Source organism: Nocardiopsis sp. NPDC058789, from assembly GCF_042745575.1.
GTDB classification, from domain to species: Bacteria; Actinomycetota; Actinomycetes; order Streptosporangiales; family Streptosporangiaceae; genus Nocardiopsis; species Nocardiopsis eucommiae.
In genome coordinates this window covers 37,830-51,553 of sequence record NZ_JBHYOW010000022.1, presented here as the reverse complement: position 1 = coordinate 51,553, position 13,724 = coordinate 37,830, and the positions used below count along the sequence as shown (strand labels likewise).

Annotated in this window: 11 protein-coding genes; 8 read left to right on the top strand and 3 right to left on the bottom strand. The window is 70.6% G+C overall.

The features are described 5' to 3' along the window. The first annotated feature begins 99 nt into the window (after positions 1-99). Positions 100-798 carry an alpha/beta fold hydrolase gene (locus ACFW3L_RS24100; protein ID WP_378746407.1) on the top strand — a complete coding sequence of 233 codons (699 nt, stop codon included), beginning with the start codon at positions 100-102 and terminating at the stop codon, positions 796-798. Between the two features lie 9 nt (positions 799-807). Here the strand turns inward: ACFW3L_RS24100 and ACFW3L_RS24095 are convergent, their stop codons facing one another. Beyond that, positions 808-1,776, bottom strand: a complete 969-nt coding sequence (locus ACFW3L_RS24095; RefSeq protein ID WP_378746401.1) for an FkbM family methyltransferase — start codon at positions 1,774-1,776, stop codon at positions 808-810. A 203-nt stretch (positions 1,777-1,979) separates the two neighbouring features. On the opposite strand from ACFW3L_RS24095, the gene ychF reads away from it, so the two are divergent. The 4 genes from ychF to ACFW3L_RS24075 all read left to right on the top strand — a co-directional run bounded on the left by ychF (position 1,980) and on the right by ACFW3L_RS24075 (position 6,136). Then, positions 1,980-3,065: a redox-regulated ATPase YchF gene (gene ychF / locus ACFW3L_RS24090; RefSeq protein WP_378746395.1), complete on the top strand. Its 1,086-nt coding sequence runs from the start codon at positions 1,980-1,982 to the stop codon at positions 3,063-3,065. A 180-nt stretch (positions 3,066-3,245) separates the two neighbouring features. Further along, on the top strand, positions 3,246-4,553 hold the full coding sequence (locus tag ACFW3L_RS24085; RefSeq protein ID WP_378746388.1) for a DUF5677 domain-containing protein: 1,308 nt from the start codon (positions 3,246-3,248) through the stop codon (positions 4,551-4,553). Between the two features lie 81 nt (positions 4,554-4,634). Then, entirely contained in the window at positions 4,635-4,970 is a 336-nt protein-coding gene (locus ACFW3L_RS24080; protein WP_378746384.1) for an ArsR/SmtB family transcription factor, read from the top strand. Beyond that, positions 4,967-6,136, top strand: coding sequence for an MFS transporter (locus ACFW3L_RS24075; RefSeq protein WP_378746379.1), 1,170 nt, complete (start codon positions 4,967-4,969; stop codon positions 6,134-6,136). The genes ACFW3L_RS24080 and ACFW3L_RS24075 overlap by 4 nt, the downstream gene beginning before the upstream one ends. 99 nt (positions 6,137-6,235) lie before the next feature. On the opposite strand, the gene ACFW3L_RS24070 is transcribed toward ACFW3L_RS24075, so the two are convergent. After that, positions 6,236-6,922, bottom strand: a complete 687-nt coding sequence (locus ACFW3L_RS24070) for a lysoplasmalogenase family protein (RefSeq protein ID WP_378746368.1) — start codon at positions 6,920-6,922, stop codon at positions 6,236-6,238. Positions 6,923-7,342: 420 nt separating this feature from the next. Here ACFW3L_RS24070 and ACFW3L_RS24065 point away from each other — a divergent pair, with 420 nt between their 5' ends. From ACFW3L_RS24065 to ACFW3L_RS24055, 3 genes are all read left to right on the top strand, one after another. Continuing rightward, entirely contained in the window at positions 7,343-8,305 is a 963-nt protein-coding gene (locus ACFW3L_RS24065; protein ID WP_378746358.1) for a conjugal transfer protein, read from the top strand. A gap of 79 nt (positions 8,306-8,384) precedes the next feature. Next, entirely contained in the window at positions 8,385-8,708 is a 324-nt protein-coding gene (locus ACFW3L_RS24060) for a hypothetical protein (RefSeq protein ID WP_049568747.1), read from the top strand. A 19-nt stretch (positions 8,709-8,727) separates the two neighbouring features. Next, the gene (locus ACFW3L_RS24055; protein WP_378746348.1) at positions 8,728-12,753 is read left to right on the top strand and encodes a TcpE family conjugal transfer membrane protein; all 4,026 of its coding nucleotides are present in this window, start codon (positions 8,728-8,730) and stop codon (positions 12,751-12,753) included. Positions 12,754-12,806: 53 nt separating this feature from the next. Here the strand turns inward: ACFW3L_RS24055 and thpD are convergent, their stop codons facing one another. Then, the gene (gene thpD / locus ACFW3L_RS24050; protein ID WP_378746343.1) at positions 12,807-13,712 is read right to left on the bottom strand and encodes an ectoine hydroxylase; all 906 of its coding nucleotides are present in this window, start codon (positions 13,710-13,712) and stop codon (positions 12,807-12,809) included. Positions 13,713-13,724: the final 12 nt, after the last annotated feature.

Sequence of the window (13,724 nt, the reverse complement as noted above, 5' to 3'; positions counted from 1 at the left end):
GGCGGGAGCCAACACCGACGCTGGGAACCCCCGTGACGTCGGGGGCGCGACACCTGTGGAGACCGCGCCCACACACGGCGCCCGAGAAAGGTCACCCACATGCGCCTCGCCACCCACACCAGCGGAGCGGGCGACCGCCGCGCCGTCCTCGTCCACGGAGGCACGTCCCTGCACCGGACCTGGCACGGGGTCGAGGCCGAGCTCCTCCGGCGCGGCTACCAGGTGACCGGTGTCGACCTGCGTGGACACGGCGCGAGCCCACGCGGGACCTACACCGTCGAGGCGCTGCGCCAGGACCTGGTGGACACCCTCCGGCCCGGTGCCGAGCTCGTCATGGGCCACTCCATCGGCTGCCTCGCGCTGTCCCTGGCCCTGGACCACCTGCGCCCGGGGCGGGCCGTCCACGTCGACCCGGCCTTCCGGATCCCGCCCCAGCCCGAGGGTGCCAGCGAGCGGCTGAGCGTGGCCGTCGCCACGGCCGACGCCGACCGGGTACGCGAGCTGCACCCCGGCTGGAGCGACGAGGACGTGCGGATCGAGCTGGCCGGGTTCGCCGCCACCGACCCCGACTTCCACACGTGGGTGATCGACCACGTCGCGGGCGAGGATCACTTCCCCAAGACCGCCGAGGTGCCCTCCCTCGCGGTGATCGCGGGAGTGGGCTCCCCGATCGGCGTCGAGGGCGCCCGCGTCCTGGCCGAGCGCGGCTTCACCGTCCGCACCGTGGAGGGCGCCGGGCACCACGTGCACCGCGACGACCTGCCAGGGCTGCTCGCGGCGCTCGACGGCTGGATCTGACCGACGTCCTCACGGCTCCGGCGGACGGCCGCACGCCCGGAGGGCCGCGCGCCACACGGTGACCGAGTCCCAGAAGCCGCTCGGAGGCTCCTCCGGAGCGAACATCCACGTCCGCTCCCACGCGGGGGAGGCCCGGCCGGAGATCTCCGCGCGTGCCTCGTAGGGCGGATCGCCGCTGATCGGGAACCACCGGTACTCCAGAGGGTCCAGAAGGGCCATCAGCCGCTCCTCCACGCCCCGGTCCGGTCGCACCTTCGCCATCACCCAGGGCCGGAAGCGGCGCAGCACCTCCAGACCCCCGGCGACCACGTCCGGCTCGGTTCCGGAGGTGTCGATCTTCACCACCGAGGGGAAGGTCGCCGCCGTTTCGTTCCAGCGGGACAGGGTGGCCGTGCGGACGGTGATGTGGGCGAACCCGAGCCTCGCCGAGCTCACCAGCCGGTTGCACATGTCGTTGTGCAGGGCGCGACGCAGGTGCCCGCTGCCGTTGTGGTTGCTCAGGGCCAGGTCCACGACGCCGAACCCGAGGTCGCCCGAGGCGGAGACGGCGCGCGCGGCGGCGGCCAGCTCCGGTGTGGGCTCGAACGCGAAGACGGGACGGCGGGTGCGCGCGGCCGCGAGCATCGAGTACACGCCCACCCCCGCGCCGACGTCGAGGACCGCCCCGGGAGGGGTGTGGTCGAGGATCGCCATGAAGTTGGCCAGGCTGTCGGGTTCGTGCCGGGACAGGCCGGAGGCCGCGAGGCGGCGTGGAACCGTGAGGTCACCGGACAGCTGGAGGGTGATCGTGTCCGGTCCGACCCGGCGCCGGTCGTCCTCGGGGCGGGGCAGGACCAGAGTGAACCTGCGGTTGCGCGGCGGAACCCGGGCCGGATCCAGCCCGCCCAACCTCCGGGGCAGGTGGACACGGAGCTGCCGGGTGGCGAAGCGCACGAGCGGATACCGGTGTACGAGTGCGCGCAGCTGGTCCTGGACCACAGTGTCTTCCCCTCAGGAGAACGGAGCCGCGGTGGCTGCTGCCGGGGGCCGTACGACGCCGTCCTGTCGGCTCGTTCCCTGTTCGTGGTGCCCGGCCGCACCCCGAACCTACTCTCCGTGTCCAGTCGGGCGCACTCCGTTTCCGCGATTGGCCGTCGGTGCCCGGGTCGGCCCACCCGCCGCTCCGCATAGACTCTGACCTTGTGAGTCTGTCTATCGGGATCGTCGGCCTGCCCAACGTTGGCAAGTCCACCCTCTTCAACGCGCTGACCAAGAACGACGCTCTGGCGGCGAACTACCCGTTCGCCACCATCGAGCCCAATGTCGGAGTCGTGGGCGTGCCCGATGCCCGGCTCGGGAAGCTGGCCGAGATCTTCGGCTCGGCGAAGATCCTGCCCGCCACGGTGGACTTCGTCGACATCGCGGGCATCGTGCGCGGCGCCTCCACCGGTGAGGGCCTGGGCAACAAGTTCCTGGCCAACATCCGCGAGAGCGACGCCATCTGCCAGGTCATCCGGGCCTTCGAGGACGCCGACGTCACCCACGTCGACGGCGACGTCGAGCCCTCCCGCGACATCGAGACCATCAACACCGAGCTGATCCTCGCCGACCTCCAGACCCTGGAGAAGGCCATCCCGCGCCTGGAGAAGGACGCCAAGCGCAACGCCAAGGACAAGGACTCCCAGGAGCTCCTCAAGGCCGCGCGCGCGGCGCAGGAGATCCTCGACGAGGGCGTCTCCCTGTCCCAGGCCAAGGACGTGGACCTGGACCGGCTGCGTGAGCTGAGCCTGCTCACCGTGAAGCCGTTCATCTACGTGTTCAACCTCGACACCGACGAGCTCGCGGACGAGGCCCTGCGCGGCAGGCTCCAGGACCTGGTCGCCCCGGCCGAGGCCATCTTCCTCGACGCGAAGATCGAGGCGGAGCTGGCCGAGCTGGACGACGACGAGGCCCAGGAGCTGCTGGAGTCCCTCGGCCAGACCGAGTCCGGCCTGGCCCAGCTGGCCCGGGTGGGCTTCGCCACCCTCGGCCTCCAGACCTACCTGACCGCAGGGCCCAAGGAGGCCCGCGCCTGGACGATCCGGAAGGGCGACACGGCCCCCGAGGCCGCCGGGGTCATCCACACCGACTTCCAGCGCGGCTTCATCAAGGCCGAGGTCGTCTCCTTCGACGACCTGGTCGCGGCCGGGGACATGCAGTCCGCCCGCGCCGCGGGCAAGGTCCGCATGGAGGGCAAGGAGTACGTGATGGCCGACGGCGACGTGGTGGAGTTCCGCTTCAACGTCTGAGTCACACGCGAACCCACGAAGGGGCGGGCCGAGTCCTCTCGGCCCGCCCTGGCCAGCGAGACTCATGAGGACTCTCGGCGACCGTAGTGCGTGCTTGGTCGCTGTTGGAGCTGCCTACGGGCAGCCGATGCCCGGGTGTGATCTGATCCTCAGGGAGAAGGATCCATGTCAGGAGGGTTCTTGGCTCGCGATTTCACCGAACTTACATCTGATGCCGAATGCGCCTGTGGTTCGAGCAGGCTGTACGGCGAGTGCTGCTCTCTGAAATCCTACAATTTTGGATTTGACTCCGACGGCAACCTGATTCGACAGGTCCCCCTCGCGGATCATGTGAGGGAAACTTTCTCTTACGCCTCTGATTCGTTCTTCGAGCTATACGGGAGGCGTCCAGGGGAGAGCGACTTCGTTTTCGGGCACTTAGCGGATCCGACCGATTCCGTCCATGCGTTCGCGCGGGTGATGCAGCAGTGTGGAATGGAAGATGATTTCGTCTACGCCTTCGTAAGGACCGATGGTTTGTTGCCCACGGAAGACAACCTCGAGATGATCTCGGACGATGATCTGGAGCGTTTTCATTTCTTTGCCGAGGAATATCGCGAGATTGTCGACGTGGACTTCTCCGAAGGAAGTATGTCATCGGTCGCGTTCGTTCGATTCGGGAACTCCTTCATTCGAGACCATGTCCGCCAGGCAGCATCTCGGTTGAGGAGTCTGCTGGTCGACTTTCTGGCCCGCCATCTTAATGACGAAGACCGGTCGCGTCACTTCAATCCGAGTCAGCGTCAGATCTCGTCCTTTCATGTTCGTACTCCTGTGGGCTATTGTCTGTTCTCCGCCATCAAGACCAAGCGGACGTTGGAGAGTCTGGAGCGCTTGGCTGACGCGGGGGTCCCGCAGAGTGTCTATGCGTTGGGGCGGAGCGTTTTCGAGAACACTCTGTTCCTGGACGCGATAGCCGAGGACGAGTCCATCTTCTGGGAGAACATTTCACCCAAGACCGACGAGGAGAATTACACTTTCGGTCGCTATGCCGACGGCAGGGTGAATTACAATCACGTCGTGCACAGGAACACTGGTAACCGGGCACAGGTGAACCTGCGCGTCAGCGACCTCGCCAGGCGTTCCGGTGCGGCTCCTCACGTTGCTGACCTGTATGCGCTCTTCTACGTGACGGCATGTCAGTTCGTTCACGTAGATGTGCTCAGCGCGCGCTCGTACTTCGATGATCCCGATCCGTTCGACCAACTGGATCCGGACCTCATCGCAAACCTGGTGGTTTTAGTCCTGGTCGGGGACCTTGTTCGGGCGCTTGTCGCGGTGGATGGTGTCGACATCGATTATGCAATGGACGTTACACATGCGTTGGCTGGTCTCAGCACTGTGCTTGAGGCTCCGCTTGAGCTGGCGGCTTGTGATCCCGAGCACCGAAACGACGTTTACGATACCTTGCTTCGCGTGACGGCATCTTGGCGCGCTGCTGGTGAGTAGTCTGCAGCTGCTGCGAGTGGACAATTGTCGCTGGGTCCTCGGTGCCAGATTCGTACGGGGCGGGCCGATCCACTCGGCCTGATGGCAGCCGCCAGGACCTACGAGCATCCGGACACGGACCGGATCGCGATCCCGAAGGTGCTGTTCGCGCTCAGCGAGCCGCTCAGGCTGAACATGGTGCGGATGCTCGCCGAGCGCGGTGAGGTCGACAGCATCGAGCTCGGCCCGGGACTGCCGCGGTCGACGCTCACGCACCACACGAGCCTGCTGCGCGAGTCCGGCGTGGTGTTCGTCCGAGCCGAGGGCCGCAAGTGCATAATCCGGCTCCGAGAGGACGATCTGGAGGCCCTGTTCCCCGGGCTGATTTGGACGGTGCTGGACGGCTACCCGGCCGGAGCAGACGGGGACGACGCGTGATCCGCCGGGTCTGGCCCCTTGTCGTGGCGGCGACGGCGCTGGGGATCGACGCCTACGTCCTGGCCGGAGTGCTGCCGTCCATCGCCACCTCCCTGGCGACCACGGTCGCGATGATCGGGCTCGGGGTGACCGCGTTCACCGCCGCCTACGCGATCGCCGGGCCCCTGCTCTCCGGCCGCCTCACACGAGGTGACACGGGCCGGGCACTGCTGGTCTCCCTCGGGGTCTTCAATCTCGGCAACCTCGCCACCGCGCTGGCCCCGGGGATCGGAGTCTTCCTCGTCTCCCGCGTCGTCGCCGGTGCCGGGAGGGGGGTCCTCACCGCCGTGGCGACCGCGACAGCCGCGGCGTTGGTCGCCGGGCACGAGCGGGGCCGGGCCATGTCCATGGTGACGTTCGGGCTGTCTGCCGGAACCGTCGCCGGGGTGCCGGTCGGCATGCTGGTCGGGCAATCCCTGGGCTGGCGGTGGACCATGGCCCTGGTGGTGGCGGTCGGCGTCCTCAGCATGGCCGCCCGGGCCCGCACCCTGCCCTCGCTGGGCACGACGGGTGGTGCGCCGGCGTCCGGAGTGCCGCGCTCGGGCCGGACCTCCGCCGGGGTGCTCACGGCGTTCCTGCTGGGCGTGGCCAGTCTGGGCCTGTACACGTACCTGCTGCCGATGGCAGAAGCCAGCGGTCTCGGGGGCTGGGGCTTCGCACTGGTCTGGGCGTGGGGCGTCGGGGGAGTCATCGGCTCCGCACTGGTCGGCCGCCCCCTCGACCGCCACGGTCCCGCGCCCCTGCTCCTGGTCCTGCCCGCCCTCCTCGCCCTGAGCTTCGCCGCGGTCTGGGTGCTCTCCGGGTCCCTGGTGTGGCTGACCGCCGCCGCGGTGTGGGGCGCCGCCGGGTGGGCGAGCGTGCCGACGGTGCAGCAGGCGCTCACCCACGACCAGTCGGACCGGGCGATGCCGATCATCGCCTACCAGATGGCCGCCATGTACCTCGGCTCCGCCGCCGGTGCGGCGCTCGGCAGCGGCCTGCTCAGCGGCGGGACCCCCGCCACCGACCTCGCGGGGTGGGCGCTGGTCCCGGCCGGGGCGGCGGTCCTGCTCGCCGGGGGGATCGGCGTCGCGGCGCTCCCGGAACGGGAGCGGACACCGAAACCGGCGGCGGAGTGCCGCGTCTGACGGGTCTCGTCCGCCGGGTCGGTGCCCTCGTGGCCCGACCCGGCGGTGACGGGTTCGGGGGCGACGGCGGGGGCGTCCCTTCGACAGGGGCTCAGGGGCTCAGGGGCTCGCGGCTTGGTTCTCCTGTGCGGCCTCACGGCGGAGCAGGCCCAGGACGATCAGGACCTGGGCGGCGATGTAGGTGCTCATCACCAGGAGGTCGCGCTGGGGCAGGTCCAGGCCGGGGGCGAAGGCGTTCAGGGCGATCAACGAGTCCGAGACCAGGAAGAGCGCGCCGCCCGCCGCCACCCACGGGCCCATCCCGGTGGCCAGGACCGCCATCAGACCCAGGAGGAGGCCGTAGAGGAGCACGGGTACCAGCAGGACACCGGTGTGCGGCGCGCAGACCCACACCAGGGCGGCCACGTAGACCACGTACGGGACGAGGAGGAGGCGCCGCCGGTACAGGAGGCTTCCGGCGCGGTGGGGCCAGAAGGCGATCACGAACACCACCTGCGCGACCAGGAAGAAGCCCACCATCAGCAGGAACGCGGTGTCTCCCGACGCCAGGCCGGGGGCGGAGTCACCGAGCCAGGAGAAGCCCAGCGCCACGAGCGCGAGTCCGAGCAGCCGACCGCGCGGTCGCCGGGACGCCGCGAGCACCACCAAGGCCAGCGCGGGCATCAGGAGGACCTGGGTGGGGCGTGACCAGGCCTGCGGGCCCAGCACCTGGACACCGAGGTGGACCAGGGACAGCAGCACGAGGACCAGCAGCGCGGCCCGCGCCAGGGGAGTGTGGGGGATCATCGCGCCATCCTAGGCAGCGGGGTTCCGCCGGGCTTCGGCCCCCCGTGGGTCCGGGCGGTCCGGAGTGTCCCTGGTTACATCCGCCCAACGGTTTCCTGGCCACTCAGGACACATCTTGCTCACCAAGCGGTGACCAATCCCTTTACGGTCCGGACAGAAATGCCCTGACGTGCACATACGTGAGAAGAGGTCAGTGGTGAATTGCCACCCTCTGCACCTTTTAGGTGGATCCTTCGCGTCGGGCAATGTGACCTCGGTCGGGAAACACGGACCCGTCCTGGCCACTCCCAACCCGCACAATGCCTCACTATAGGGATGGGGTAGACAAGGGCATGGCGGAAAGCGTCGGCGACGACGCGCGGAGGACCGGCGTCGGCACAGCGGCCGACGCGTCACTGTGTGCGGGATCAGGAGGCGGGGATGGCCAAGACGGCGCGGCGCGACACCGCGGTGCGTGACCGGGTGGACGACGTCGAGCACGACGAGCTCGACGCACCGCGTCCCCGAAGGCCACGCGCCGGTGCGGGCGGACGCTGGTGGGTCGGCGTCGGACGCGTCCTGCTGTGGGCGTTCATCATCGTCGTCGTCTTCAACGGCATCTGGTTCCCCATCCGCAACGGTTTCTCCCTTCCGGCCACCGGCGCGGAACCCGAGGTGAACGAGACCCTCGACTTCCCCGAGGCCTCCGCCGCGGCCTTCGCGCTCCGCTTCGCGGAGTCCTACCTCGACACCTCCGACCCCGAGGCCCGGCTCACCTCCCTCGCGGCCTTCGTCCCCGACGGTCGGGCCAGCGACCTCAACCTCCCCGCGGACAGCCTCTCCGGTGAGAACCTGACGGTGATGGACGTGGACGTGCGCGACGAGCACAACGCCGTCGTGGCCATCCGCGCCGACGTCAACGACGAGGCCATGAGCCTGGAGGTGCCCGTCTACAGCGACGGCTCCTCGCTGGTGCTCTCCGGCCGCCCCGCACTGCTGGCCGCGCCCAGCCAGGCGGAACTGCCCGCGGCTCCCTCCTACGACACCGACTCCCAGGCCGCCGAGCAGCTCGAGGGCGTGCTCACCGGCTTCTTCGAGGCCTACGCGGAGGAGGCCGGACACCTCGACCGCTACGTCGAACCGGGCGCCTCCGTCACCCCACTTCCGGCGAACAGTGTGGAATTCAGCGAACTGTCCGTTATGCCGGTGCCATCCAAGTCCTCGACCGGGGATGATGACGTACGACAGGTGGCGACCACCGTGGTCTGGGGCCTCCCTTCCGCCGGTGACGGCGAGGGAGAAGCCGGACAACTGGCGCAGAGCTACCTGGTCACGGTCGTGAACTCCGGAAACGAGTGGTACGTGCGTGACATCCAGGGCGCCCCGCACTCGTTCGGTGACTGACCGACGACGGGGCCTGTAGGCAAGGAGACGAGACCAACCATGCGCACACCAGTAACGACAGCGGAGGAAGGCGCCTGACATGCTCCCCCTGTTGTCCGCCACGGCCGACACCATGACGGCCCTCGGCGCCGCCGACCCGATCTCCCTCGCGGTCGAGGCCACCCCCGCGCAGAACGCGCCCGACACCGGCGGTCTCGCGGACTTCCTGCGTGGCTTCTTCGGGCCGCTGTTCCTCGTCATCGTGTCCATCGTGGCGATCTTCTTCCTGTTCACCAGGGAGATCACCCGCTTCATGCAGTTCATCATCCTGGCGATCTTCATCGGGATCGTGTTCTACGTGCCCGGCATCATCGAGGTCATCGCGGTGGCGCTCGCCCGAGCGATGGGCGTATCGACGGAATAGGCGAGGGAGGCCGGAAAACGTGGATCTGCCCACGTACACCAACATCTGGCGTATCGAGAAGCGGCTGTACAAGCTCTACGATTTCCGGCTGCCCATGCCGCTCCCGGTGGGGACCTTCGGGGTCGCCCTGGGCGTGTTCGCGCTGTGGGTGGTGCTGCTCAGCATCCTCAACGCCCCGTTCGCCTTCGGTAACGGCTGGCACCTGGTGCTCTGGGTCGTCCCGCCGGGAGTGATCACCGTGCTGGCCACCCGGCCGGTGATCGAGGGCAAGCGCCTCACGGAACTGCTCATCTCGCAGGCCAGGTTCCTCACCGAGGCCCGCGTGTTCACCCGGCTCGCGCCCGAGTACGAACCCGCCGAGATCCGTGTCTCGGTCCGCGTGTGGCACCGGGACGCCGAGGCCGGGCCGCTGCCCCTGCCCCGGGGCGCCCGCCGGGCCCAGACCGAGACCGAGACCGAGACCGAGACCGAGTCCCAGGCCGCGCCCGCCGAGGTCCAGGAGCCCGAGGAGGCGCCGGCCCTGGAGAGCGCGCGCCGGGCCGCGCCGCCGCTGCGCGGCGTGCCCGCGCGCCCGCCCGTCCCCGTCGTCGAGCACGACGACTCCGTCGAGTACACCCCCGCACGGAAGGTGCCGGTCGCCGTCGCCGCGGGGGCCGGAGCAGACCAGGAGGACGACGGCGTGGCGGAGCCCGGGGAGCGGTCGGACGACACCTCGGAGGAGCCCCGCACGGGCGTCGGCCGTCGTGTCCTCAACTACTTCGGTTTCGGCCTCCCGGACACCCGGGAGGAACCGGCCGAGCAGGACCGGCCCGGTGACTTCGACGAGCCCCTGTACGTCACCGAGGAGGACGAGCAGCGCGACCGCGACGAGTGGTTCGCCCGGCTGCGCGCCTCCTCCGGGGAGACGCCCCTGGGACTGACGGCCAAGAGCGCCTACTCCGACAGCGACACCGGTGCCATGAGCAGCGCCGAGCTCACCGAGGCGGTCACCCCTCGGCCCGACGCCTCCCGGCGCCGTGCCGAGGAGATGATGGCCGCCCCCGTGGAGGAGGAGTCGCCCGCCGCTCGCCGCCTGCGCGGCCGGACCCAGGGCATCCAGGTGGCCAAGGATCTCGCGGACCGCCGCGAACGCACCCCCGAGCCCACCCGCGAACGAGCCCAGCAGGCGCCGCCCGCACGGCCCGCCCGGGCCCGGGGAGCGGCCCTCCCCGACACCTCCGAGGACCGGCCGACCAGGCAGCGCCGCGAGGGTCGGCCCCACGCCACCCCGTGGGCGATCGAGGAGAACCGCACCGAGTACCCGGACCTGTCCGACTACGCCACCCGCTTCGCCGCCGCGACGGGTCGTCCCTCGGCGGCCGGGAACGTGTCGGCCGCCCCATGGCTTCCCCCGGCCGCGGCGACCCCCGAGGACCCCCCGGCGGCGACGCCGGAGGACCCCCCGGCGGCGACGCCGGAGGAGCCCGAGAGCACGGACGAGCCGACCGGGCGTGCCGAGGTGGGCCCGCAGGTCTCCCACGCCACCCACGGCCTGGGGCGCCCGGCGGCCGAGGAGACGACCAAGCCGCCGTTGCAGCTGGACCACGGCACGGGCGAGCACGAGGCCATGCCGGTGGAGAGGGAACACGGCACCCAGTGGAACGAGCACATGTCCGTGCTCGACCGCCACCTGATCAAGGCCGACACTCCGGCCCCGCCCCGGCCGAAGTTCGCCGACGCGGTGCCGAGCCAGGAGCGGGACGACGAGCGCCGCGACCCGGCGGACTGGTTCGACGACGGCAAACGGCGCCACCCCGACCAGCCGAAGGTGGGGGACAGGGACAACCCGGTGATCGTGGTCAGCGAGCTCCGCGAGGAGCGCCGCGCCGCCGCCGAGGCCAGGCGTCAGAAGGCGGAGAAGGCCGAGAAGCCGGAGGCGGCGCAGGAGACCGCGCGGGCTCAGGGCCCGAAGGATGACCGGGACGCGGCCGTCCGGGGTACCGGGCGGGTCCAGGGCTCGAAGACGGATGGGGCGAACAGGGAGGCCCCGGAACTCCAGGTCCACGACGCACCGTCCGTCCAGGGGCCCGAAGAACTCCCCGAGACCGAGCAGGTCGAGCGGGCTCCGGACTCCACGGGTGTCCGGGACGTCGAGAGGACCGCGCCGCCGCAGGGGCAGGGGTCGCCGTCGGCCCGAGCGGCCGAGGGTCACCGCGAGACCGAGCAGGTCGAGCGGGCTCAGGGCCCGAAGGATGACGGGGACGTCGCCGAGGCCGTACAGGGTCGCGAGGCCCGTGAACCGCTGACCGCCGCGGAGGTGGGAGAGTCCGAGACCGATCAGGCGCGGGGCGCACGGGACGCGGGAACGCTCGAGTCCCACCAGCCCCCGACCGCGTCCGGGGCTCGCACGGTGGAGAACGCCGACCCCGAGGAACAGACCCAGGGTGGGGCCGCGCGGGCCCCCGAGGTTCACGAGCCGCACGAGGCCCGCGAGCCGGTCGGGACCGACGAGTCCGCGTCCGCTCAGGCGGCTGGTGAGCCGCGCGTGACCAACGGGGCCGCGGAGGCGCACGAGGCCGAGATCCAGCGGGCCACGCGGGCCGAGGCCCACGGATCCACCTTCGTTGACGAGCCCGCCGACGCGGCACGGTCTCAGGGGGAGCACGAACCCCGGGGGCCCGAGGCCGGTGGCGTCACGGGGTCCGCGCACGTCGAGGGGCCCAAACCGCCGACCCAGCTGGACCACGGTACGGGCGAGCTCGTGAGCTTCGTGGAGGTCCGCAAGGAGCCCCGCGTCCCGAAGTCCACGGCACCCGCTCCACGGCCGAAGGAGGACTCCGCTCACCGACCCACGGAAGCCGAGCTGGCCGAGGCCGAGGCGGCCGCGCTGCGGGCTCGCCGTTCCCGTACCGCGCCGACGGGGGGACCCGAGACCGCCGAGCGGGAAGACGCGGAGCAGGCCGAACACGACCCCCACGACGGGGTCTTCCACCGGGTCGCGCAGAACGCGCGCCGGATCGGTCAACTCTTCGGACAGCCCACTCCGGGGGAGGAGCCCGAACCGCCCGAGACCAGAGCGGACGCCGCCAAACCCGACCTCGAACTGGACCACGGCACGGGCGAGCAGGCCCGGCTGGGCGACACCCCCAACGGGGTGCCCTCACAGCGGACCGACCCCGAGCCCGCCCGGAGCGAGGAGGAGCCGGACTCCGGTTCCCACTCCGGTGGCACCCGGGGCTGGCGCCGGCTCGCCAAGGTGGTCACCGGAGGCGCGACGCCGGTCCGTTCCGACCTGCCCTCCAGCGACATCGAGAGGCTGCGCGCCCCGCTGGCCGAGCCCCGGTCCCTGGTGGTCCTCGGCTGCACCGGCGGCGCGGGGCAGACGGTCACCGCCCTGATGATCGGCCACACCCTCGCGGCGCACCGCGACGACCGGGTGGTGGCGGTCGACGTCAACCCCGGTCCCAACGGTCTGTCCCGCCGGGTCGGCGCCCAGGCCCCGGAGACCCTGACCGCGCTCCTGGCGAACGCCGACGCCGTCGACGAGTACGAGCACATGCGCGCCTACGCGGGCCGTGCCGGGACGGGGCTGGAGGTCGTGCAGACGCTGGACGACCCCTACGTGCAGACCCTGGACGACCGCGACTACGGCCAGCTCACCGGGCTCCTCGGCGGCTTCTACGGAGTGACGCTGCTGGACCCGGCCGCCACCGGTGTGGCCCGGGCCCTGCCGGTCACCGACGGCCTGGTCCTGGTGGCCCCAGCCAGCGCCGACGCCGAGCGTGCGGTGTCGATGACCTTCGAGTGGCTGGACGGCAACGGGTACGCCACGCTGAGGGCCAACTCGATCCTGGTCGTCAACGGGGTCAGCAAGCGCAGCCTCCAGGACGTGGACGCGGCCGAGCGGGTCGCACGCGGCCGCTGCCGGGCGATCGTGCGCATCCCCTGGGACGACCACCTGGGTTCCTCGTACACGAAGATCGACGTCGGTGCCCTGCGCCCGGCCACCAAACGGGCCCACGGCGCCCTGGGCGGGGTCCTGGTCAACACCCTGGCCCCGGCCTGAGCCCACGCACGTTGTGGCCCGCACCCGCTTCCGGGTGCGGGCCACGGTCGTTGCTAGCGTCCCGCGGGCGTGGTGTCCCTCGCCGCGAGGAACTCCGGTCGGGCCTGGTTCGCGCTGAACGGCTTCGCGCAGACGTTGTCCACGCTGTTGAACACCACGAACACGTTGGAACGAGGGTAGGGCGTGATGTTGCCGCCCGATCCGTGCATGCAGTTGGAGTCGAACACGGTGACGTCGCCCGCCGAGCCGGTCAGCACGTCGATGCCGTGCCGGTCCGCGATCAGGTTGAGTGACGCCTGGTCCGGCGTGCCCACGTGCTGGCTCTTCAGCGAGGAGCGGTGGTGGTCGTCCGGCGTCCGTCCCACGCAGGAGACGAAGGTGCGGTGGGACCCGGGCATGATCATCAGTGCGCCGTTGTGCGTGTAGTTGTCGGTGAGCGCCACGGAGAAGCTGACGGCCCGCATCCGGGGCATGCCGTCCTCGGCGTGCCAGGTCTCGAAGTCCGAGTGCCAGTAGAACGAGCCGCCGCCGAAGCCGGGCTTGTAGTTGACCCGGCTCTGGTGCACGTAGACGTCGGAGCCGAGGATCTGCCGGGCACGGTCGACGAGCCGGGGGTCGTTCACCAGGTCGTGGAAGACCTGGCTCACCCTGTGCACCTCGAACACCGAGCGCACCTGGTCGGAGGAGGGTTCGACGACGACGCGCTCGTCGGCCCTCAGTACGGGGTCGGCGCTGAGTCGTCGCAGCTCGGCGCGGTAGGCCTCGATCTCCACCGGATTGACGATCGACTCGACCTGCGTGTATCCGCGGCGGTCGTAGCCGTCGAGTTCCTCGGCGGTGAAGGGGCCGTCGGACACACCGGGCCAGACGACGGGATCGCGGCGGTAGAGCAACGCGGGCTCGGGCGCCTTACGGGTGGGGTAGTCGTCCGCTGTCGGAAGTTCCATTTGCAGAGTCATGGCGCTCCCCTC